At 28.0% G+C, this 23,853-nt stretch carries 24 protein-coding genes and 1 pseudogene; 18 read left to right on the top strand and 7 right to left on the bottom strand.

Annotation, left to right across the window (positions count from 1 at the left end; genetic code table 11):
• The first annotated feature begins 98 nt into the window (after positions 1-98).
• The gene (locus tag L8V82_RS04590) at positions 99-236 is read left to right on the top strand and encodes a hypothetical protein (RefSeq protein WP_263724155.1); all 138 of its coding nucleotides are present in this window, start codon (positions 99-101) and stop codon (positions 234-236) included.
• On the opposite strand, the gene L8V82_RS04585 is transcribed toward L8V82_RS04590, so the two are convergent.
• From L8V82_RS04585 to L8V82_RS04565, 5 genes and pseudogenes are all read right to left on the bottom strand, one after another.
• Positions 217-1,422: an LlaJI family restriction endonuclease gene (locus tag L8V82_RS04585; protein ID WP_263724154.1), complete on the bottom strand. Its 1,206-nt coding sequence runs from the start codon at positions 1,420-1,422 to the stop codon at positions 217-219. The genes L8V82_RS04590 and L8V82_RS04585 overlap by 20 nt on opposite strands.
• Positions 1,415-2,824, bottom strand: a complete 1,410-nt coding sequence (locus tag L8V82_RS04580) for an McrB family protein (RefSeq protein WP_263724153.1) — start codon at positions 2,822-2,824, stop codon at positions 1,415-1,417. Before L8V82_RS04580 ends, L8V82_RS04585 begins: the two co-directional genes overlap by 8 nt.
• Positions 2,796-3,564, bottom strand: a pseudogene (locus L8V82_RS04575) (hypothetical protein). Before L8V82_RS04575 ends, L8V82_RS04580 begins: the two are co-directional and overlap by 29 nt.
• Positions 3,551-4,813: a DNA cytosine methyltransferase gene (locus L8V82_RS04570; RefSeq protein ID WP_263724152.1), complete on the bottom strand. Its 1,263-nt coding sequence runs from the start codon at positions 4,811-4,813 to the stop codon at positions 3,551-3,553. Before L8V82_RS04570 ends, L8V82_RS04575 begins: the two are co-directional and overlap by 14 nt.
• 438 nt (positions 4,814-5,251) lie before the next feature.
• Entirely contained in the window at positions 5,252-5,872 is a 621-nt protein-coding gene (locus tag L8V82_RS04565; RefSeq protein WP_263724151.1) for a DUF305 domain-containing protein, read from the bottom strand.
• A gap of 121 nt (positions 5,873-5,993) precedes the next feature.
• On the opposite strand from L8V82_RS04565, the gene L8V82_RS04560 reads away from it, so the two are divergent.
• A complete protein-coding gene (locus tag L8V82_RS04560) occupies positions 5,994-6,626 on the top strand; it encodes a hypothetical protein (RefSeq protein WP_257938969.1) in 633 nt (210 codons plus the stop codon).
• Positions 6,627-6,628: 2 nt separating this feature from the next.
• On the opposite strand, the gene ruvC is transcribed toward L8V82_RS04560, so the two are convergent.
• Positions 6,629-7,105, bottom strand: coding sequence for a crossover junction endodeoxyribonuclease RuvC (ruvC, locus tag L8V82_RS04555; protein WP_039619511.1), 477 nt, complete (start codon positions 7,103-7,105; stop codon positions 6,629-6,631).
• Positions 7,106-7,227: 122 nt separating this feature from the next.
• Here ruvC and dnaA point away from each other — a divergent pair, with 122 nt between their 5' ends.
• The 14 genes from dnaA to L8V82_RS04485 all read left to right on the top strand — a co-directional run bounded on the left by dnaA (position 7,228) and on the right by L8V82_RS04485 (position 19,876).
• On the top strand, positions 7,228-8,556 hold the full coding sequence (gene dnaA, locus L8V82_RS04550; protein ID WP_039617029.1) for a chromosomal replication initiator protein DnaA: 1,329 nt from the start codon (positions 7,228-7,230) through the stop codon (positions 8,554-8,556).
• A gap of 134 nt (positions 8,557-8,690) precedes the next feature.
• Entirely contained in the window at positions 8,691-9,758 is a 1,068-nt protein-coding gene (dnaN, locus tag L8V82_RS04545) for a DNA polymerase III subunit beta (protein WP_039617031.1), read from the top strand.
• Positions 9,759-9,767: 9 nt separating this feature from the next.
• Complete coding sequence (gyrB, locus tag L8V82_RS04540) at positions 9,768-12,086, top strand: DNA topoisomerase (ATP-hydrolyzing) subunit B (protein ID WP_115644741.1); 2,319 nt, start codon at positions 9,768-9,770, stop codon at positions 12,084-12,086.
• 8 nt (positions 12,087-12,094) lie between these two features.
• Entirely contained in the window at positions 12,095-13,090 is a 996-nt protein-coding gene (locus L8V82_RS04535) for an adenosine deaminase (protein ID WP_263724150.1), read from the top strand.
• Complete coding sequence (locus tag L8V82_RS04530) at positions 13,087-13,614, top strand: hypothetical protein (protein WP_263724149.1); 528 nt, start codon at positions 13,087-13,089, stop codon at positions 13,612-13,614. Before L8V82_RS04535 ends, L8V82_RS04530 begins: the two co-directional genes overlap by 4 nt.
• A gap of 47 nt (positions 13,615-13,661) precedes the next feature.
• Entirely contained in the window at positions 13,662-14,333 is a 672-nt protein-coding gene (gene ureB / locus L8V82_RS04525; protein WP_039617037.1) for an urease subunit beta, read from the top strand.
• Positions 14,330-16,027, top strand: a complete 1,698-nt coding sequence (ureC, locus tag L8V82_RS04520) for an urease subunit alpha (RefSeq protein WP_141032211.1) — start codon at positions 14,330-14,332, stop codon at positions 16,025-16,027. The genes ureB and ureC overlap by 4 nt, the downstream gene beginning before the upstream one ends.
• The gene (locus tag L8V82_RS04515; protein ID WP_039624994.1) at positions 16,027-16,494 is read left to right on the top strand and encodes an urease accessory protein UreE; all 468 of its coding nucleotides are present in this window, start codon (positions 16,027-16,029) and stop codon (positions 16,492-16,494) included. Before ureC ends, L8V82_RS04515 begins: the two co-directional genes overlap by 1 nt.
• A gap of 2 nt (positions 16,495-16,496) precedes the next feature.
• Positions 16,497-17,165, top strand: coding sequence for an urease accessory protein UreF (locus L8V82_RS04510; protein ID WP_263724148.1), 669 nt, complete (start codon positions 16,497-16,499; stop codon positions 17,163-17,165).
• A 10-nt stretch (positions 17,166-17,175) separates the two neighbouring features.
• The gene (gene ureG / locus L8V82_RS04505) at positions 17,176-17,775 is read left to right on the top strand and encodes an urease accessory protein UreG (RefSeq protein ID WP_039617044.1); all 600 of its coding nucleotides are present in this window, start codon (positions 17,176-17,178) and stop codon (positions 17,773-17,775) included.
• Between the two features lies 1 nt (position 17,776).
• Positions 17,777-18,529, top strand: coding sequence for an urease accessory protein UreD (locus L8V82_RS04500; protein ID WP_263724147.1), 753 nt, complete (start codon positions 17,777-17,779; stop codon positions 18,527-18,529).
• 46 nt (positions 18,530-18,575) lie between these two features.
• Positions 18,576-18,962: a preQ(1) synthase gene (gene queF / locus L8V82_RS04495; RefSeq protein ID WP_039617048.1), complete on the top strand. Its 387-nt coding sequence runs from the start codon at positions 18,576-18,578 to the stop codon at positions 18,960-18,962.
• Between the two features lie 53 nt (positions 18,963-19,015).
• Complete coding sequence (locus tag L8V82_RS04490; protein ID WP_263724146.1) at positions 19,016-19,657, top strand: porin family protein; 642 nt, start codon at positions 19,016-19,018, stop codon at positions 19,655-19,657.
• Positions 19,658-19,666: 9 nt separating this feature from the next.
• Positions 19,667-19,876, top strand: a complete 210-nt coding sequence (locus tag L8V82_RS04485) for an alkylphosphonate utilization protein (RefSeq protein ID WP_039617052.1) — start codon at positions 19,667-19,669, stop codon at positions 19,874-19,876.
• 13 nt (positions 19,877-19,889) lie between these two features.
• On the opposite strand, the gene thyX is transcribed toward L8V82_RS04485, so the two are convergent.
• Positions 19,890-20,522, bottom strand: a complete 633-nt coding sequence (gene thyX, locus L8V82_RS04480; protein WP_039617054.1) for an FAD-dependent thymidylate synthase — start codon at positions 20,520-20,522, stop codon at positions 19,890-19,892.
• A 100-nt stretch (positions 20,523-20,622) separates the two neighbouring features.
• Here thyX and L8V82_RS04475 point away from each other — a divergent pair, with 100 nt between their 5' ends.
• Positions 20,623-22,260 carry a CTP synthase gene (locus L8V82_RS04475; RefSeq protein ID WP_087699096.1) on the top strand — a complete coding sequence of 546 codons (1,638 nt, stop codon included), beginning with the start codon at positions 20,623-20,625 and terminating at the stop codon, positions 22,258-22,260.
• Positions 22,250-23,821, top strand: coding sequence for a single-stranded-DNA-specific exonuclease RecJ (gene recJ / locus L8V82_RS04470; RefSeq protein WP_263724145.1), 1,572 nt, complete (start codon positions 22,250-22,252; stop codon positions 23,819-23,821). The genes L8V82_RS04475 and recJ overlap by 11 nt, the downstream gene beginning before the upstream one ends.
• Positions 23,822-23,853: the final 32 nt, after the last annotated feature.

Raw genomic sequence — 23,853 nt, 5'->3', positions numbered from 1 at the left:
AACAAACTAAATGATCTTTGATTTCAATTAATTTCTTTTGTGTTATAATTATTTTCAATTAATTAAGGTCATTATTAGGGTTCTTTATAAGGAAAATAATGGCAAACATAGCAAAACAAAGCTTACAAGATAAATATATTAAAAATTTAAAATCTAGTGATAAACGATACAAAAAAGCTGTAGGTAATCCAAAAGAGCTTTATATTTTTGTATATCCTAGTGGTCAATATCGCTAATTGCTGTAATTAATTGTTCTTTATGTGTAGAACCAATCTTATCATAATTATAAATTAAAAATCTAGTATCTACTAAGAGGCCTTGAATTTCTGTGTAGCTTTTGCTGTTTTTCCATTCAATAGTAGCTTTTCCAATATTTTCAAAAATACCATTTATTTTAACTTCAAAATTATTATTTTGTTTGTTATACGGCATCAAAAAAATATTATATATCTTATTATTTTTTGTTTTATATTCTGTATATTCACCATAAGCTACCTGTTTAATTATGTCACTACTTTGCGGCAATCCTTTTAATTTTACACCATATTTGTAGTATTTTGCATCTAATATATAGATTTTGCCATCATCAATCATAATAGTATCAGGTTGTAATGAGCTATTATCTTTATTATCTGTATATTTTAATTTCCACTGAGTTTTTGGAAAATATTCATCCTTATCTGTAGCACCAAATGCTCTATCTATCATCTTTTCCCAAATAGTATGAAAAGCCGTTGTTCCAAATTTAAACTCGCTCTCTTTTAAGGATTTATCACTTTGTAAAAGCATATCTCTCATAGAACTAAAAAGTAATCGTTTTTTATCATCAAATGTATTATCTAATTTACTTTGCAAAACATAAAGACATTGATTTTTATTTATTGGTAAGTTGTATTTTGGTGGCATAAATGAATTGTAAGCAAAACCAAATTTGCAAAATGCCTCATAAACACAATATCTATTTATAGCTGTAATTAACCCATTTTTATTGGCTTGATTTTTTTTAGCTTGAAACTGCATATAAATTACAGAATTATTATTTTGGATGTTAGGGCGATTTTTATTAATCGTTCTAGCAAAGTTTATCTTACCTTTTGTAGTGGTTTGATAGATATTTTCTCGCTCGGTATAGTAACCGTGAGAAAGAAAATATTCTATGATATTTTTATACGCAATAAGTGGAAATGATTGCTCGATCTGTTCGTTTTTATTATCTACAAAATAAGATTTTGTATGAGATTTGTTAAATTTTAAAAGTACAGATATTAGTTTTCTAATATCTGTTCTTATATTCTTGTCATCACAATCTAAGTTAATCCCTAGTGGAAAGCAAATTTGAAGCTTATTTTCTTTACTTCTAATACCAACAAAATTATCGTCTAATTCATTGTCCATAAAGCAATGCTCCCTTAAATTAAACATATAACATAGCCTTAACATCATCGATAAAAATATCAAATTGAGATTTTCCATCTTCATTAACAAATCTTTCAATGACTTCTTCTAGTGTGTGGTATTTATTTTTATTAAAAAGTTTATCTTTGTCAAATTTAAAAACATCATCCCAAAGATATTTTAAAACTTTGTGAGCAAATTTTTCTTTACTTTCTAGGTCATCATTTCTTACAAAAAATACACCAAGTCTTTTATCTTCCATGGAGTTAACATCATTATCGCTTTTGGATATGATCGAATTTATAGTTTTACAAAATTTTTGCCAAGTAACATCGGTATTTAAAATTTTCTTATCTATAAAATTTTTATATTCATTGTATTTTTCTTCACTTTCAAACTCTTTTTTATTTTTATCAAAAGAATTTCTAATAAGTTGCATAGAAAATCTACGCTGAAAAGCAGTATCAAGTGTAAAGACATTTTGATCACTTGTATTCATTGTGGCAATTATCCATAAGTTTGATGGAATCTTTATATGTCTTTGTGTATTACCTTTATAAACTATTTTTGCTATATTATCATTATTTATAGCATAATTACTATTTCCATCTTCATCTCTATCAAGTAGTTGAAAAACTTCACCAAATATTGCAGGAGCATTGCCACGATTTATTTCATCAATAACTAAAATATATTTACCACTTGGGTTATTGTATGCTTTTTTTAAAATATTTGTAAAAGGTCCAGGTATAAAATCATAACTTACGATTTCATCTTTTACAATAGGCATTATTTGTCCTACAAAATCACTATATGAATAGTCAGGATGAAAAACTAATTTTTCAAAGATATATTCATTTTGTGGATACTTTATTTTTATAGTATGACTTTTACCACTACCTGGCACACCATACAAGATGATATTTTCTCCACCTTTTTCTCTTAAATTTTCATCAATTTCTACACTGTTGTTATTGCTAGTATTGTTAAGAAAATTTGGCTCTTCATTATCACTATAAGCGAGTAAGTGTAAATTATCCCATCCGTTTCTAGTCTTAAATTGTGGATTATTTACCAAATCTAATAAAACTTGATATCTTGCATCATTTTTTGTAATAATTTCAAGCATATATTTTTTTGATCCAATATATGCAAACAGTAATATATCATTAATACTAAGTTGATAACTAGGCTCAGTTTGGACAATTTCAGCAACTTCTGCATTTATAATCTTTTTAATATCCCCGCCAAGTCGTGGATCTGTTGATGTTAGTATTTTTACCTCACCACTTTCGTTTGATAAAGTACCTTTCATTGATATTATTTCTTGATCTTTTGCACTACCAAAAAAACTATGTAATATATATTGCTTTATACTGATTTGTTTTTCAATACACTGTTTATCTACTTTTCTTAAATAAATTTTCACTTTTTATCCTTTTTATTTAATTCATTTTTTATAAATTTGCCCCATTGTTCAGCTATTGCCTTAGCAAATCCAGGAAAAGTTTTACTTCGCCAAATTTGTCTTTCTTTTGCTGATTTTGTTTTAGTTAATCCATCACTATACCATTTGGCTATACGTTTACCACTTTTAAACTCTATAAATTCACCTGGTTCAACTATATTTGTATATTTAAGCAGTGGTAGATTTTTTAGCCAAAGACAAGTCTTTTTACTTGCACTGTCACCAAAGTGATATGGTTGAACTATTTGGTCTGCTTTACGGTAACGAGTATTCATAATACCTATAGGATTTTCTATAGCAATATATGGGATTTCCACCTTTGTTAAGTCAATGAAAAATTTAACTGCTATTTCTCTATCTTTTGCTCTATTTGGAAATTTTGGATGTGGTCTGCGCTTTGCTATCGGTAAATCTTTATCATCAGGATGATAATACCATTTTGCACCACTAACTGCTAAAAAAGTACAAGGTGGATGTGCTATCATCATATCCCACTTTTTTACATTAATATTTATTCCACTTTGTGTTATGCCACCTTTATTTTTTATAATACTAAAAATATCATGATTAAAATGCCATTCTGGATGATTACCACTGCACTCTAAAAGGTCACAACTATAAGCATTAAAACCAAGTTTACGAAATTCGATACATACCCTTTGACTCTCTTCACAAGCCACTATTATATTAATTTCTCTCATCTAAAACCTTTGCCACTGCTAGTGCTATATGTTTTGCAAAATTCACAGGGACTGCATTACCTATCATTTTAAAACAAGATCCTTGTGAACCTATAAACTCAAAATCATTTGGAAAAGTTTGTAAAATAGCAGCTTCTCTTATCGTAATAGAACGATTTTGTTTTGGACTAGGATGAATAAACATAAAACCATCTTTTTGTAAATGTGATACAAGTGTAGGACTTGGTTTATCCCATTCTAAATTTCGATATTTATTATGTTTTGAGATTTTCCCTGTAATTTTAGTATAAAAATCAAGTTTTTCTTTTGTAGTAGCATTATTCATACTATTTTCTACCCAAAATTTCATAGCTTTTAAATCACGCTGGTTATTAAATCGAGGAAAATTTTGAGTTAAATTAAAATTACTAACTAATTCATGAGATATATTTTTACCATCTATTTTAATTGGTATTTTTAATGGTTTAAATTTAGGAAGATTTTTTAACACATCTTTTAGCATAAGTGGTGGATTTTTTGATTTTAGATTATTGAGTATTGTGTAAAAATCTGTCAGTTTTTGTTTTTTTTCATTATTTTTTTTAACACCAAAAATTATTACACGATTTCTAATTTGTGGTACATCATAATCATTACTATTGTAAATTATATCTTTCATTTGATTTGGATTTTTTATATCATAGCCAATTTTAGCAAAAGCACTATAAATTCTATGTGTTATAAATTTATTACCAGGTTTAGCACTTAACATACCAGGCACATTTTCAAAAACAAAGCACTTTGGCTTATAATAATCTACAATTTTTGCAAAACTCTCAAAAAGATAATTTCTGTAATCATTTTTCATAGAATTTTTATCTTGAGCTCGACCTGCAATAGAATAAGCTTGACAAGGTGGACCTCCAATGATTATATCAATGTTTTTACCATTTAATAAACCATTTAATCCATATTTTGCAATATTTTCATCATTATCATTAATATAATTTTTTAATGATTCTTCACTCCATGAGCCATTTATTAATTCATCAACCTTTTGAATGTCAAATCTAATAACTCTTTTTTTAGCTTCTTTTAAAGTAAAATTAAAACGCTTTACTAAATCATTTCTAAGAGTTTCAACCATAGGCTTTTCCCATTCAATGTGGGCTAATATATCAAATCTATTTGTTTGTTTAAAACCTAATGATAATCCACCAGCACCAGCAAATAAGTCGATACAAGTATATTTTTCATTTTGCTTTTCCACTATTTATGCTCTCTCATATTTAATAATAATTATCATTTTTTATTACAATAACATACTTAATACTAATTTTATAACAAGTGATTTGTTAGTTTCTACAAATACTCTTATATAAACTTTTTAAAATTCTCTTTTTTATAATATTTTTAATTCTCTTATTTTCATATACTTAATGAATTTTATGAATAATTTGTACTAAATTTTATATTTTATAATTTTGTGATTATACATTACAAATTATAAAAAAACATAAATTATGTAAATATTAGTATGTTATATCAATTTTATAACTTATTTGTTTTGTAATTATCAATTAATTGAAAACTATTATAAAAGTTATTTAAATTAATAATTTCAAAGACAAAATAGCAAATACAATGTTTAATATGATCTATGAAAATGCAAAATGATATCTAGGTAGTTTTACCAAACTACCTATTTTTACATATATTTTAATAAATTCGTAAAATCTTGAATTTCTTTTTCTTGATCTAAGATGATTTTTTTAGCAATATCAGTGATAGTTTTGTCTTTAGAGTAAAATAAAATTTGTTTTGAAGCATCTACCGCGCCTTGATGATGTGCTATCATCGCTTCTAGAAAGTCTTTATTGATGTTTTTGCTTTCTTTAACCGAGCTCATTAAAATCATCATTTTTTGCATTAACTCTTTTTCTTCTTGAACGAATTTTTTATAAGTTTCTTCATCAATTTGAGTTTTTGTATAAAGATTTTTATCTAGAATTTCTTGAAATTCTTGAATTTCTTTTTCTTGAGCTTTGATGATATTTTGAGCGATTTTTTTCATCTCTTCACTTTTAGTATGTTCTAACAAAATCTTAGATGAGTCAATAGCACCTTGATGATGTGGAATCATATTAGCTAAAAAATCTCTTTCTATGTCATTGCTTTGTACTAAAGGATTTTTCATCATAGGTTCATGCATACTCATCATGATTTGTGATGAAATACTTCCAGAAGCTCCATGATGAGCATGGTGAGAATTTGCAGCAAATAAAGCACTTGCCAAAACTAAACTTGAAACTATAGTTTTTATTTTCATTTTTTTCCTTAAATTTTTAATTTAAAATCAAAAATATATAAAAATATCACAAACTAAAATTAACAAAAAAAATTCAATTTTTTTTTGTTATAATTTATTTAAAAATACACAAGGATAGAAAATGCTTAGAGAACTACTTGAGATAAAAAAAGAAATGGAACCTATAATTCATGATTGTTCAGTAAAAATTCAAGTAGCCGCAAGAGAAGTAATCGTAAGAAAAAGAGAATATGAAATTTATGGGCCTATGATAGATAGAGTATATCTTGATAATGCCATTTATATTAAAATTTTTGGTAGTGGGCGTGATACAAAAAGCACAAAAGTAGATATTAAAAACGGCCTTTATATGGTGTATGTAGCTCCTGATAAACCAACTAATCAAGAAATCATGAATAAATTAAAAATCGCATTTGAAAGTATAGATAATAAATTCATTTCAAGAATTTTAGAACTCAATAGAAGAATGAAAGAAGTGATCAATAAAACCCAAGCAACCCTAGCAAAAGCATCAAACATGAATGTTTTAATAGAAACTAATCTAGGCGAAGCAAGTGCTGCACATAAGTTTGTAATCACTATCAAATATTTAAAAGATAATCAAAAATTAGAATTAAAAAATTCAAAATCTGCAGGTAGCTTTAGAGATACCAAAAATCACATCAACCTAGTAGTAGAAAAAAGCACTGATTCAGCTATATGTGAAAAACTTTTACATGATGTTGAAATTTATTTTATAGGAAATGGAAAATAAAATTACTTTTTTACTCTCAAATTTGCTAAATGTGTCAAAGCCACCGCAATAGCATCTGTAATATCAAGTGGCTTGATATCTTTTGAAATTCCAAGCAATCTTTTTACCATGAAAGCTACTTGCTCTTTAGTAGCTTTTGCTTTACCTGTTACGGTTTTTTTCACTTGCAAAGGCGTGTATTCTGCAAATTCTCCATGAGTTTGTAAGATTTTTAGACTCAAAGCTCCACGAAATTGTGCTAGTTTTAAAACCGTTTTTGGATTATAAGCAAAAAATATATCTTCTATAGCTACCTCATCAAATTGATGATTTTTAAAGATTAGATCAAGCCCTTCACATAATTCTGTGATTTGATACTGCAAATCATTAGGTTTGATTTTGATAAGCCCTGCTTCTATGAGTTGATTTTTATTATTAATTCTTTCTACAATAGCATATCCACAATACCTAGAACCAGGATCTATCCCTAAAACTTTCAAACTTTTCACCTTTTTATTCACATAGATGTGAAATTTAAATTTTTATGTGAATAATTTTAACCATTTTTTATAAAAAATAAGCTAGAATTTTAAGTTTTACATCATAATTTATAAGAAAAATAATGAATATAAAAGATTTTTTACTTGAATTTAAAACTGAAATTAGCAATAACGAATACAATACTTACATTTCTCACTTACAATTTAGTGAAAAATTAAGTAAAAATAATATCTTAGTATTTATCGCACCAAATCATTTTTTAGCTAAATTTATACAAACAAAATACGCACAAAAATTAGCTTATTTTTATGAAGTAAAAACAGGAATTAACCCTCAAGTTAAAATCATCACAAATGATCAAAAGGTAGAGAAAAAACATTTTTCTACAGATATTTCACAGATTAAATTTCAAAGTACTATTTTAAACCCTTCTTTTACTTTTGAAAGTTTTGTTGTAGGAGATTCTAATCAATTTGCCTATGCAACCTGCAAAGCCATTACCGATAAAAGTAAACTTGGAAAATTATACAACCCTATCTTTATCTATGGCCCTACAGGACTTGGAAAAACTCACTTGCTTCAAGCTGTCGGAAATGTGTGTTTGGATAATGGATATAAAGTTATTTATGCTACTAGTGATAATTTTATCAATGATTTTACCATGCATTTAAATAACAAAACCATGAGTAAATTCCATGAAAAATACAAAAATTGTGATGTTTTACTCATCGATGATGTGCAGTTTTTAGGTAAAACTGACAAAATTCAAGAGGAATTTTTCTTTACTTTTAATGAAATCAAAGAAAAATTTGGACAAATCATCATGACAAGTGACAATCCTCCAAATATGCTAAAGGGCATAACAGAACGCTTAAAAAGCCGTTTTGCAAATGGGATCATCGCAGATATCACTCCACCTCAGCTTGATACAAAAATCGCAATTATCAAGAAAAAATGCGAATTTAATGCTATTTATCTTAAACCTGAAGTTATAAGCTACATCGCTACTTCAATGGGAGATAATATCCGAGAAATAGAAGGCATGATTACAAATTTAAATGCTCAAGCAAGGCTTTTTAACCAAGAAATCACTTTAGAAATTGTTAAAAGCTTTATGAAAGATCACATTAAAGAAACAAAAGAAAATATCAGTGTTGAAGATATACTTGCTGATGTTTCAAAAAGCTATAATCTTAAACCTAATGATATAAAATCAAACAAAAAAACACAAAATATCGTTATGGCAAGAAGGGTTGTGATATATTTAGCAAGAGAACTTACAACTATGTCTATGCCTCAACTTGCTAGATTTTTTAATATGAAAGATCATACGGCCATTTCACATAATATTAAAAAAATTCAAGAGCTAATGAGTGAAAATGAAAACTTAAAAGCCATAGTAGAAGAATTAAGAAATAAAATTTTGACAAAAATAAAAAGCACCCTGTGAATAAAAGTGAAAAACAAAAAATTTTATTCTATGAGTAAAATTTCTATAAAAAAAGACTTTTAAAAAGCATTTCACATTTTCACATTGCTTATTATTATGATAAAATAAATTTAAAAAAAACAAAGGAAGTAAAAATGAAAATTAGCATTAATAAAAACACTTTAGAATCTGCCATAGTTTTAACTAATTCTTATGTAGATAAAAAAGACTCAAGCAATATCGCTTCTCACTTACTTTTTGAAGTAGTTGAAGATAAACTAATCATAAGAGCAAGTGATTATGAAATAGGTATTAATTATAAAATCAAAAAAATTAAAGTTGAAAGTGCAGGTTTTGCAACTGCTAATGCTAAAAGTATTTTAGATATTATAAAAAGTTTAAATAACGAAGATGTAGTCTTAGAAACCATAGAAAATTTCCTTTTTATTAGACAAAAAGGAACTAAATATAAACTTCCTATGTTTAATTATGAAGATTTTCCAAATTTCCCAAGTACTGAAGGAAAAGATAAATTTGATATTGATTCAAGTGATTTAAGTAGATCTTTGAAAAAAATTCTACCTGCAGTTGATACAAATAATCCAAAGTATTCTTTAAATGGTGCTTTACTTGATATAAAAACTACTCACATTAGTTTCGTAGGAACAGATACTAAACGCTTAGCAGTTTTCACGCTAAATAAAACAAATGAAAAAGAATTTAACCTTTGTATTCCTAAAAAAGCTATTTTAGAAATGCAAAAAATCTTTTTTGAAAAAATTGAAATTTATTATGATGAAAATATATTGATTGCAAAAAATGATAATTTTGAGTTTTTTACAAAACTTATTAATGATAAATTCCCTGATTATGAAAGAGTAATTCCAAAAAATATCACAAAAGAATTTATTTTTAAAACAGAAGAATTTATGGATGCATTGAAAAAAATCAATGTAATCACTGAAAAAATGAAATTAAATTTCCATAAAGATAAACTTGTATTTGAAGGTATTAGTTTAGATAATATGGAAGCAAAAACTGAACTTGAAATGGAACTTAATATAGATGAAGAATTTAATCTTTGCATTAAAAATAAATTTATCACTGACTTTTTAAATTCTATTGAAAGTGAAACATTCAAACTTAGCATAAATGAACCTCATATGGCGTTTTTAGTTTCAAGTGAAGAATTACAAACTGTAATTATGCCAGTTATTTTATAAGGAAAATAAATGCAAGAAAATCAAAATTATGGCGCAGGAAATATTAAAGTTTTAAAAGGCTTAGAAGCTGTTAGAAAACGCCCTGGTATGTATATAGGTGATACCAATATAGGTGGTCTTCATCATATGATTTATGAAGTAGTGGATAATTCTATCGATGAAGCTATGGCAGGTTTTTGTGATACGATTAATGTAGAAATTACCACAGAAGGTTCTTGTATAGTAAGTGATAATGGTAGAGGGATTCCTGTGGGAATTCACCCTACTGAAAATATTCCTACTTTAACTGTAGTTTTAACCGTACTTCATGCAGGTGGAAAATTTGATAAAGATACTTATAAAGTTTCAGGTGGTTTACACGGGGTTGGTGTGAGTGTTGTAAATGCTTTATCAAAAAAATTAGTTGCTACAGTACATAGAGATGGAGAAATTTATCGCCAAGAATTTTCAGAAGGTAAAGTCACAAGTAATTTTGAAACCATAGGTAAAAGTAAAAAAACAGGAACAATCATAGAATTTTGGCCAGATGATCAAATTTTTGAAGTGACTGATTTTGATTATGAAATTTTAGCTAAAAGATTTCGTGAACTTGCATATTTAAATCCAAAAATTACTATAAATTTTAAAGATAACCGCGTAGGAAAAGCAGAAAGTTTTCATTTTGAAGGTGGTATAAGCCAGTTTGTTACAGATTTAAATAAAAAACAAGCTTTAACTAAGGCAATATTTTTCAATGTAGATGAAGAAGATGTAAATGTTGAAGTAGCATTGCTTTATAATGATAGTTATAGTGAAAATTTACTTTCTTTTGTAAATAATATTAAAACTCCAGATGGTGGAACGCACGAAGCAGGTTTTAGAATGGGCTTAACTCGTGTTATAAGTAATTACATTGAAGCAAATGCTAGTGCTAGAGAGAAAGACTCTAAAATCACAGGTGATGATGTAAGAGAAGGTTTGATAGCGGTTGTAAGTGTAAAAGTGCCTGAGCCACAATTTGAAGGACAAACTAAAGGAAAATTAGGTTCAAGCTATGTTAGACCTATAGTTTCTAAGGCTTCTTTTGAATATTTGACAAAATATTTTGAAGAAAATCCTATTGAAGCAAAAGCTATCATGAATAAAGCTTTAATGGCAGCTCGTGGTAGAGAGGCAGCTAAAAAAGCTAGAGAATTAACCCGTAAAAAAGAAAGTTCAAGTGTAGGGACTTTACCAGGAAAATTAGCTGATTGTCAAAGTAAAGACCCAAGTGAAAGTGAAATTTATTTAGTTGAGGGTGATAGTGCAGGAGGTTCTGCAAAACAAGGTAGAGAAAGAACTTTCCAAGCGATTTTACCTTTAAGAGGTAAAATACTCAATGTTGAAAAAGCAAGACTAGATAAAATTTTAAAAAGTGAACAAATTCAAAATATGATCACAGCTTTTGGTTGTGGGATCGGTGATGAGTTTGATATAGAAAAACTAAGATATCATAAAATCATTATCATGACTGATGCTGATGTAGATGGTTCTCACATACAAACTTTACTTTTAACATTTTTCTTCCGCTTTATGAATGATCTTGTAACAAATGGACATATTTATTTAGCTCAACCACCTTTATATCGTTATAAAAAAGGTCAGAAAAAAGAAATTTATCTAAAAGATGAAAAAGCTTTAAATGATTATTTGATTGAAACAGGTATAGAGAGTTCTACTTATGAGGGCATAGGATTAAATGATTTAAAAGATTTTCTAAAAATCGTTGCAGCTTATAGAAGTGTTTTAAAAGAATTAGAAAAAAGATTTAATGTGATTTCAGTGATTAGGTATTTGATAGAAAATCCTGATTTGATAAAAGCTTCCAATGAAGAATTATTTAAAGTTATAAAAGAATTTTTAGAAAAACAAAATCACAATATCTTAAATTCATATATCAATGAAAATGAAATTCGTGTTTATGTACAAACTGAAAATGGTTTAGAAGAGCTTATCATCAATGATGATTTGTTTGCTAATCCTTTATATGAAGAGGCAAATTATATTTATCAAAAAATCAAAGATAGAGATTTAAAATTTGATAAAGATATTTTAGAAATTTTAGATGAAGTTGAAAAAAATGCTAAAAAAGGTGCTTATATACAACGCTATAAAGGTCTTGGTGAGATGAATCCTGAACAACTTTGGGAAACAACTATGGATCCAAGTAATCGTCGTTTGTTAAAAATCACCATAGAAGATGCTCAAAGAGCAAATGATACTTTCAATCTTTTCATGGGTGATGATGTAGAACCACGCCGTGAGTACATACAAGCTCATGCTAAAGATGTTAAACATTTAGATGTTTGATTTTTAAAATGAAAACTTTTTTACAAAATATCCCAAAAGTAGAATTGCACTTACACATTGAAGGCTCATTAGAGCCTAAAATGATGTTTGAATTAGCTAAAAGAAATAATATTGTTTTAAAATATAAAAGCGAAGATGAGATAAAAAAAGCTTATGATTTTTCAAATTTGCAAGATTTTTTAGATATATATTATCAAGGTGCAAATGTCTTACAAACTAGGCAAGATTTTTATGATTTAACCTTTGCTTATATGAAAAAGTGTAAAGAGCAAAATGTAGTTCATACTGAAATTTTCTTTGATCCTCAAACTCATACTGCTAGAAATATAGCTTTAAAAGATGTTATAGAAGGAATTTGGCAAGCTTTACAAAAAGCAAAAGAAGAATTTGGAATTTCAAGTTTTTTAATTGCTTGTATTTTAAGGCATTTAAGCGAGGATGAGGGTTTAAAAACTTTAGATGAGCTTTGTTTATATAAAGATAAGATCAAAGCCATAGGACTTGATAGTTCTGAAATCAATAATCCTCCTTTTAAATTTAAAAATTTATTTCAAAAAGCCAAAGAAGAAGGCTTTTTATTAGTTATGCATGCGGGTGAAGAAGGAAGTAGTGAGTATATCAAACAAGCTTTAGAACTTGGTGTAAGTAGAATAGATCATGGTGTTAAATGTGAGCATGATAATATGCTTTTAAAAGAAATTATTCAAAAACAAATTCCGCTAACAATTTGTCCTTTATCGAATGTAAAATTAAAAGTTTTTCAAAATATGCAAGAACATAATATTTTAAAACTTTTACAAAAAAATGTTTGTGTTTGTGTAAATTCAGATGATCCAGCGTATTTTGGAGGATATATTTTAGAAAATTTTATAGCCTTAGATGAAGCTTTTAAACTTAGTAAAGATGAGGTTAAAAAACTTTGTATTAATGCCATTAATGCTTCTTTTTTACAAGAAAATGAAAAAGAAAATTTAAGAAAGCTAATTTTTAATTTTCAAGAATGATTTTTTTACTTGGGGGAGAAAGTCACACAGGTAAGACCTTGCTTGCTCAAAAACTTCTTGAAAAATTTTCTTATCCTTATTTGAGTTTAGATCATCTAAAAATGGGTTTGATTAAAGGAATGAAAGATTTTCCTTTTAAAGTAGATGAGGATGAAAAAATAGCTGAGTTTTTATTTCCTATTGTAGATGGTATAATTCAAACTTGTATAGAAAATAAACAAAATTTAATCATTGAAGGAATTTATCTTACTCCAAAAAAGCTACAAAAATTTCAAAATCATTCTGATGTTAAAATACTTTATATCATTTTTTCAAAAGAATATATTTTACAAAATTATGAATTAATCTATCAAAATGAAAATGCTATAGAAAAGCGTTTATTTAGTGAAAAAGAAGAAATAAACACTCTTATTTTAAATCATCAAAAACTTAAAACTCAATGTGAAAATTTAAATTTTTCTTTTATTGAAATTCAAAAAGATTATGAAACTGAATTAAAAAATGCAATAGAATTTTTTGCCTAAAAGCAAGTAAATAGTTATATAATATCTAAAAAATTATAAGGATTAAAATGCATTTTACTCAGCAGCAATTGCAACGATTAATGCTTCATTATGCAGGGAAAATCGCTAAAGATAGAAAAGAGCAAAAAATAAAATTAAATTATAATGAAGCTTTAGCTTATATATGTTATGAATTAATGGAACTTGCAAGAAAAAATTTAAGTGTAAGTGAATTGATGAGTATAGGGAAAACTTTACTTACAAGTGAAGATGTGATAGATGGTGTTGCAAGTATGCTTGATGAAATTCAAATAGAACTTCCTTTTGAAGATGGTACAAAATTAGTTACTATACACGAACCTATAGCAAATGATGATAAAATAAAAGCTGGAGAGATATTTTTATCATCAGAATTTATTGTACTGAATGAAAATAAAACTTCTATAGAAATCAAAGTAAGCAATAAAGGTGATCGTCCTATACAAGTTGGCTCGCATTTTCATTTCTTTGAAGTTAATCGCTTTTTGTCTTTTGATAGAGAAAAAGCTTATGGTAAAAGGTTAAATATCGCTTCAGGAACAAGTGTGAGATTTGAACCAGGTGAAGAGAAAACAGTAAGTTTAATAGAATTTGGTGGTTTAAAAAAGGTTTTAGGTTTTAATAATCTTTGTGATGATTTTATCAATGATGAAAATAAAACTAAAGCTTTATCAAAAGCAAAAGAGAAAGGATTTCTTTGATTAAGATTAGCAAAAAAGACTATGTGAATATGTATGGTCCAACAACTAATGATAGAGTAAGATTAGCAGATACAGATTTAATTTTAAGAGTAGAAAAAGATTATACTTTATATGGTGAAGAAGTTAAATTTGGTGGTGGTAAAAATATCAGAGATGGTATGGCTCAAAGTGTGAGTGAGGGAGACTTTCCGGATTTAGTTTTAACTAATGCTTTGATTGTTGATTATACCGGTATTTATAAAGCAGATATTGGGATAAAAAATGGCTATATAGTAGGTATAGGAAAAGCAGGTAATCCTGATATACAAGATGGAGTTGATCCTAGCTTAGTTATAGGCACAAGTACAGATATTATCGGTGCAGAAGGTTTAATAGTAACTGCAGGTGGTATTGATACTCATATACATTTCATTTCCCCAACTCAAATTGAATGTGCTTTATATAGTGGTGTTACTACTATGATAGGAGGTGGCATAGGACCAAGTGAGGGAACAAATGCTACAACTTGTACAAGTGGGGCTTATCATATACATTCTATGTTAAAAGCTACGCAAAATTACCCTATGAATTTTGGCTTTTTAGGTAAAGGAAATTCAAGTAATAAAAATGCTTTAAAAGAACAAATTATAGCCGGTGCATGTGGCTTAAAAATTCATGAAGACTGGGGTGCTACTTCTAGTGTGATTGATGCTAGTTTAAATATAGCTGATGAAATGGACATACAAGTAGCTATCCATACAGATACTTTAAATGAAGCAGGTTTTGTAGAAGATACGATTAAAGCTATTAATGGTAGAGTTATCCATACTTTTCACACTGAAGGTGCAGGTGGTGGCCATGCTCCTGATATTATTAAAATGGCAGGTTTTGAAAATGTTTTACCTGCAAGTACTAATCCTACTATGCCTTTTACTAAAAATACCATTGATGAGCATTTAGATATGCTTATGGTTTGTCATCATTTAGATAATAAAATCAAAGAAGATGTTGAATTTGCAGATAGTAGAATTCGTCCTGAAACTATAGCAGCAGAAGATAAACTTCATGATATGGGTGTTTTTAGCATTATGAGTAGTGATTCTCAAGCTATGGGACGCGTAGGTGAGGTGATTTTAAGAACATGGCAAAGTGCTGATAAATGTAAAAAAGAATTTGGTGCCTTGAAAGAAGATAATGATTTAGATGATAATTTCCGTATTAAACGCTATATAGCAAAATATACTATAAATCCTGCTATTGCACATGGGATTGATAGTTATGTTGGTTCTATTGAAGTAGGAAAATTTGCTGATTTAGTGCTTTGGCAACCTAAATTTTTTGGAGTAAAACCAAAGCTTATTTTAAAAGGTGGCTTGATAGTAGGTGCAAAAATAGGCGATGCTAATGCTTCTATCCCAACACCTGAGCCTATTATTTATGAAAAAATGTTTGGTGCAAATTTAAATGAAAATGCTTTACATTTTGTTTCTAAGGCTTCTTTAGAGGCTAATATTCCTGAAAAATTAAGCTTAAAAAGAAAATGTGTTGCAGTAAAAAATTGTAGAAATATCACTAAAAAAGACTTGAAATTTAATGATAAAGTTCAAGATATAGAAGTAAATCCACAAACTTATGAAGTAAAAATAAATGGTGAGCTTATTAGCTCTAAGAGTGTTGATTCTTTAGCTTTAGCTAGAAAATATTTTATGATTTAATGATTTTACTTCAAAATAAAATAACGCATTATGATTTAAACAAAGAATGCGATTTTTTAGAGCTTAGTTGGTTTGATACTTTTAAAAAGATATTAAGAACAACGACTTTAAAAGGACTAGATGTCGCTATAAAAATGCCTGATAATAAAGGTTTAAATCATAATGATTGTTTATATGATGAGGATTTTTTAATTTTAGTAAAAATTAAACCTGAAAAGGTTTTAAAAATTCATATAGAAAATGAATACAACCTTGCTTTAATAAGTTATCAAGTGGGCAATATGCATTTAAATTTATTTTATAAAGATCATAAACTCATTACTTTAGAGCAAAACTCTATCATAAGATTTTTAGAAAAATTTAATATAAAATACGAAAAATGTGAGGAAATTTTAGAGCCAAAATATATGCTTGATATGCCAAGTTTTATCCAAGTTGATCCAAATTTTAAACTTATCAAAGAGTAAAGATGAATAAATTAAATTTTTTACTTTTACAAATTAGTGATTCTTCTTTTCCTATAGGAGCTTTTTCACATTCTTTTGGTTTAGAATCTTATGTGAATTTTGCTTATATAAAAAATATAGAAGATGCAAAAAAAGTTTTAAAAACTCAGCTTTATTCTAATATTTTGTATTTTGAACTTTTAGCTTTGAAAATAGCTTATGAAAATGCAAATGATGTAAAAAATTTACTAGTCTTTCAAAGAAAATTTTTATCAAGTATAGTTGCAAAAGAACAAAGCCAAGCTTATGTTTTTTTAGCTAAACGCTTTGTAAAAAATGTCAGTCTTTATGGATTATCAAATTCCTTATTAAATCAATACATTAAAGAAAATCAAACTCCTATTTATCCTTTTGTGTATGCTTTATTTTGCAAAGATAATGAGCTTGATTTTATGTATGAAAGTTTTTTGTTTGCTTTAATGAGTAATTTTGTTAATATTCTTGTAAAAATCGTGCCTTTATCACAAAATGAAGGGCAGATTTTACTTTTTCAATTACAGCAAGATTTTCAAAAGGTTCTTTCTAAATTACAAAATTTAACTTTAAATGATTGGTGTGAAAATCACAATATCTTAAATGATTATTTGGGTGTAAAACACCAAAATTTAGCATTTAAAATTTATATTTCTTAAAAGGGTTCTAATGGTTAAAATAGGCATAGGTGGTCCTGTGGGTAGTGGTAAAACAGCTTTAGTATTAAATTTATGTCAAGCTTTAAAAGATGAGCTTTCTTTGGCTGTGATTACGAATGATATTTATACAAATGAAGATGCAAATTTTTTAATCAAACAAGGCGTTCTTGAAAAAGAAAGAATCATAGGAGTACAAACTGGAGGTTGTCCTCATACAGCCATTAGAGAAGATGCTTCTTGTAATCTTGAAGCCGTTGAACTTTTACAAGAGCGTTTTAGTGATTTAGATCTTATTTTTATAGAAAGCGGTGGAGATAATTTATCGATGACTTTTTCACCTGAACTTGTGGATTTTTTTATCTTTGTTATAGATGTTGCTCAAGGAGAAAAAATTCCACGCAAAGGTGGTCCTGCTATTTGTAGGTCTGATTTAATGATTATCAACAAAATAGACTTAGCTCCTTATGTGAATGCTTCTTTAAAAATCATGCAAGAAGATACTTTAAAAATGCGTGGAGATAGACCTTTTATCATGAGTAATCTTCAAACTAAAGAAGGCTTAGAAGAAATCATTACTTGGATTAAAAAATACACACTTTTAAAGGATTGATTTGTTTGCTCAAAAGAGTGTTTTTAAACTTACATTAGATACTATCAATGAAAAAACTATCATAAAAAATTCTTTTTTTACTCCTCCTTTTAAGCTTATGAGGAATTTTTATGATAAAAAATTAACTAGTATATATGTTCTAAATTCTAGTGCTGGAATTTTTAAAGAGGATCATTTAAGTTTTGAAATCATATGTAAGGAAAATACAAACACAGCTATACTTACACAAAGTTATGAAAAGGTATATGATACTAAAGATTCTTTTGCGAGTAAAAATATTGATTTTACTCTTGAAGAAAATGCAAGCTTTTTTTATATGCCAAAGCCGCTTTTGCTTCAAGAAAATGCAAATTTTATACAAAATACAAAGATCAATCTAGCTTCTTTTTCAAGATTAGTTTATGTTGATTTTGTCATTTTTGGTAGAGTGGCTATGGATGAAAAATTTGCTTTTAAAAATTATGAGAGTTTAACTCAAATTTATAGAAATGATACTTTAATTTTAAATGATAAAATTAAAATCAATCCTTCTTATATGAAAGAAAATGATTTAAATTTTTTTGCAAATCATACGTATTATTTGAGTATTTATCTTTTTGGATACGATGAGTTTTATGAAGAATTAAAAGCTTCATTTGACGATATAAATCAACTTTTTTATGAGGGTTTGTGCATAAAAATTCTAAGCAATGAAAGTGAAAAATTACTTTTACTTCAAGATAAGCTTTTTAAATTTTGTCAAAATAAAATATAAAATATTGTGGTATTATAAAGTTTTAAAAACAAACTAAGGATTATAAATGCGATATGGTGAAAAAGAAATCAAAGAATTTAGTGTAGAAAATATGGAAGTTTGGCCAAATGATGCTAAAAATGATTATGTGATTAAAATCACTTTGCCTGAATTTATGTGTTGTTGTCCGCGTAGTGGGTATCCTGATTTTGCTACGATTTACTTAGAATATATTCCAAATAAATTAGTAGTAGAACTTAAAGCAATTAAACTTTATATCAATACCTTTATGTATAGAAATGTTTCACATGAAGCAAGCATTAATGAAATTTATAATACTTTAAAAGAAAAACTTGATCCAAAATGGATAAAAGTAGTAGGCGATTTTAATCCTCGTGGTAATGTGCATACTGTGATTGAATGCAGATCTGACTTAGTAGTGCCACAAAATTAAATTTTTATTAAAAATAAAAGGATATATTAAGTCTTATTTTAAAGGAGGAAAATATGAAATTAAAATTATTTAGTTTAGTAGCAAGTGTTGCTTTGGTTTCAAATTTATCTTTAGCTGATGAAAATTCGGGTTTGCTTTTAGGTATTGATGCAGGATGGTTCCATACCAAGGTAAAATCTGATCTTGATCATACTAAAAACAATAAAAAATTTAATGGTGATTTAGAAGGTGATGTTCCTGTTTTTGGTTTAAGAGTTGGTTATCGTTTTAGTGAAAACCATAGAATTTATGGTGCTTATAATTATTCAAGTGAATTTAGTGATGTAATCAATACTACAAAATTTAAAATTGATGGAGAATTTACTACACATAAGTTTTTGCTTGGTTATGATTTTACTCCAAAAATTTTTGAAAAAACAAGAGCAGTTTTAGGTGTATATGGCGGTTATGCAAGAACGGATATGACTTTAAAAACAAGTATATTATCATTATCTCAAGACTTTGATGGTTATACTTATGGGGCAAAAATCGGTGCTTTATATGAGTTAAATCAAGCAAATGAAATTGAGTTTGGTTTTAAAGCCGAACAAACTCATTACAATACAAGAAATTTCAGCACTGCTAATTCATCAAACTTTTATGATCCTAAACAAACAAATTATGGTTTATATCTAGGATATACTTATAAATTCTAAGGAGAATATATGCCAAAAGATGCAAATGGAACTGAGCTTAATGCAGGTGATAGTGTAAGTGTTGTGAAAGATTTGAAAGTAAAAGGTGCAAGCACTACTTTAAAGCGTGGCACGACTATAAAAAACATTAAACTTACAAACAAAGACACCGAAATTGAAGCTAAGGTAGATAAATTTGGTGTGATTGTTTTAAAAACCGAATTTCTTAAAAAAATATAGTAAAAATTCCCAATTAATCTTGGGAATTTTCTTCTTGATAAACACAATGCTTAAAAATAAATTGATGTTCCTCAGGCAAGTTTTCAAATAAAGCATTTGCGAGTTGTCTTATCTCCCAAAGGGCTGATTTTGAGCTTCTTAGAGTGATAAAATTTTGCAAACTTCTTGCATTAATCGTTAAAGTTAATTCTGTTTTATAGCTTTCTGGTAAGCAGTATTTTGCTATATCTAAACTAATACTATTTTGCAAAATCAAACGCAGATTTTCTAAAGCTTTGATACTTGCATTATCTACTACTTCATTTCCGGTTAATACCAAGTATCTTTTAGCATTTTCAAAGTCATTTTCTTTAAATTCACTTTCATTTCTTAGTTCTTTTAAAGTATATCTTGTGCTTTTTACGCTAGGACTAGTGTGGCGGTGTCTTGCAACTTCTTGTAAGCATGCTCTTGAAATACCTTGTATATAAAAAGTATAGTTTAAATGCTCTAAGGTTGAAGCATGTTTGAATTTATTTCCCACACGATCGATTAATTCTTTGTCTTTCTCACCACCACAATCGCCTTTGTCAAAACTTTGCCAACATGTTCTTGTTGCATGAGAGCATACAGAAAGTGGAGTATGATTTAATAATGTGATTTTCATCGAAAATTTCCTTCAAAAATAATTGAATTTTACACAAATGTTTATAAAAATAAAATTTTTTATTCGTTATAATTTCAAAAAAAGAAATTAAGGTTATTTTATGAAATTAAAACAAACTAAGTATATTTTTGTAACCGGTGGTGTTTTAAGCTCATTAGGAAAAGGTATAGCAGCAGCTTCTATAGCTACGATTTTAAAAAATTCAGGTTTAAAAGTAAGTATTTTAAAAGCAGATCCTTATATCAATGTAGATCCTGGTACGATGAGTCCTTTAGAGCATGGGGAAGTGTTTGTTACAGATGATGGAGCTGAGACAGATTTAGACTTAGGACATTATGAGAGATTTTTAAATGAGAGCTTATCTCAGGATAATAACTTCACAACAGGTAGAGTTTATCAAAGTGTTATAGAAAAAGAAAGAAGAGGAGATTACTTAGGAAAAACCATACAAGTAATCCCTCATATAGTTGATGAGATAAAAGATCGCATTAAAAAGGCCGGAGTTGATAAAGATATTTTAATCGTTGAAATAGGTGGCACAGTAGGAGATATAGAAGGCTTGCCATTTTTAGAAGCTATTAGAGCTTTAAAACTTGAAGTGGGTAAATATAATGCTATTAATATTCACTTAACTTTAGTGCCATTTATCAAAGCAGCAGGAGAACTTAAAACAAAACCAACTCAACATAGCGTGGGAGAATTACGCCGTATAGGTATAAGCCCTGACATGATCATTTGTAGAAGTGAAAAATCTTTAGATAGAGAGTTAAAAGACAAAATCGCAATTTCATGTGGGGTTGAAAAAAACTGTGTTATAGAAAGTGTGGACGCAGCTAGTATTTATCAAATTCCACTAAATTTCTTAAAACAAGATATTTTAAACTCTATTGCAAGTTTATTAGATCTTCAAAATTTAAAGCCAAATATGAACGAATGGGATTCTTTAGTAAAAAGGGTTATCGCTCCAAGTAATGAACTTAGCATTGCTTTTGTAGGAAAATATGTAGATTTAAAAGAAAGCTATAAAAGCTTAACAGAAGCCATTATCCATGCGGGTGCAGCACTTGATGCAAGAGTAAATTTAAAATGGATTGATAGTGAAAAATTAGAAAATGCAAATATCGAAGAAAGTTTTAAAGATGTAAGTGGGATTTTAGTAGCAGGTGGTTTTGGTTATCGTGGAGTAGAAGGAAAAATCAAAGCCATACAATATGCAAGAGAAAATAAAATTCCATTTTTAGGAATTTGTTTGGGTATGCAGCTTTCTTTAGTAGAATTTGCACGCAATGTTTTAAAACTTGAAGATGCAAATTCTCATGAGTTTAATCCAAATTGTAAAAATCCTATCATCTTTTTGATTGATGAATTTATTGACGCAAGTGGAGAAAAGCAAATTAGAACAAGTAAAACTCCACTTGGTGGAACTATGCGTCTTGGGGCTTATGAGTGTCATATCAAGCCAAATACACTTTTAAGTAAGGTTTATGATAATCAAAAAAGCGTTAAAGAACGCCACCGCCACCGCTATGAAGCAAATCCAAAATACAAAGAAATGTTTGAGAAAAATGGGCTTATTATAAGTGGGGAGAATGAAGGTTTGGTTGAGGCTGTGGAGCTTAAAGATCATCCATTTTTCTTAGCAGTACAGTTTCACCCTGAATTTACTTCACGCTTGGTTAGAGTTAATCCGGCTATTTTTTCTTTTATCAAGGCATCTTTAACAAATCATGCTAAATAAAGCCAAAATAAAAGAAATTTTACACCAGCGTTTTATCAATGATACACATGTAAAGCTTTGTGATTTACCTATGCCATCTTGTTTAAAAGATGTCTATAAGGGTGCTTTGCGTATTAAAGAAGCGATTGAAAAAAATCAAAAGCTTGCTATTGTTGGGGATTATGATGTAGATGGGGTGATTTCTTGTGTGATTTTATCTGAATTTTTTGATGATATCGGATATGACTATGTAGTAAAAATTCCAAATCGTTTTAAAGATGGATATGGTCTAAATGAAGAAATTATCAATGAACTTGATGGGGTAGATTTAATCATCACTGTAGATAATGGTATAGCAGCATTTGATGCAGCAGAGCTTTGTTTGCAAAAAGGAATTGATTTAATCATTACCGATCATCATATGCCTCCAGCTACTTTACCAAAAGCTTATGCGATTATTAATCCTAAACAACAAGATTGTGATTTTCCTGATATTGAAATTTGTGGGGCTCAAGTAGCTTGGTATTTGGTTGCTGCTATAAAAGAAGTATGTAAGATTAATTATAATATGTGTAAATTTATAGAGCTTTTATCAATTGCAATTATTGCAGATATGATGGAGCTTAGAGATTTAAACAGAGCCTTAGTTAGAAAAGGTATAGAGTGTATTAATGATTCAAAACGAGTAGCATTTAAAGCGATTAAGCAGTATTTTGGTAAGGATAAATTTGAACTTGATAATATTAGTTTTTTAATCGCACCTTTGATTAATAGTGCAGGTAGAATGGATGATGCGATTATTTCTTATAAATTTTTACATTCTAAAAATATCGATGAAGTTATGGGGTATTTAGAACAAATCATTGCTTATAATAATAGCCGTAAAGATGAAGAACGTGAGCTTTTTAAGCAGTGTTTAGAACAAGTTGATGAAAATGATCCTGTGATTATTGTCAATGGTCAAAACTGGCATGAGGGTGTTTTGGGTATAGTTGCAAGTCGTTTAGCAAAGCATTTTAACAAACCTGCCTTTGTTTTTTCAGAATGTGAGCAAAAGGCTAAAGCTAGCGTTAGAAGTGTAGGTAGGATAGATATTTTAAATATTATAGAGCAAGTTAAAGACTTTGTTTTAAGCTATGGTGGGCATAAAGGTGCAGCCGGAGTTTTGGTAGAGCTTGAAAAATTTGGTGTTTTTAAAAGTAAGCTTTATGAAATTTGTCAAAATATCCCTAAAGATGATTTTTATAATGCTGATGAGGTTTTGGGTAGTATTGACCCAAATGAAGTTGATTTTGAACTTTTAGAGATATTAGAATTTTTTGAACCTTTTGGACATAAAAACCCAAGACCTTATTTTAAATTTGATAAGCTTTTTGTGAAAAATAAAAGAAGACTTGGTAAAGATGAAAATCATATAAAACTTATTCTAACACAAGGAAATAAGACTTTAGAAGCTTTATTTTTTAACTTTGACTATGAACCAGAAATTGGGGAAAATATTAATTTTATAGCTAGTGTTTCCAAAAATAATTTTAGAGGATTAATCACGCCTCAACTTACTATCAAAGAAATTCTTAGATAATTTATTAACTTATTCACATATTTTTTATTTAT

Origin of the sequence: Campylobacter sp. IFREMER_LSEM_CL2151 (assembly GCF_025771725.1) — a bacterium.
GTDB lineage: Bacteria > Campylobacterota > Campylobacteria > Campylobacterales > Campylobacteraceae > Campylobacter_D > Campylobacter_D lari_C.
The sequence above is the reverse complement of the archived record's forward strand: the minus strand, read 5'-3'. Positions and strand labels throughout refer to the sequence as shown.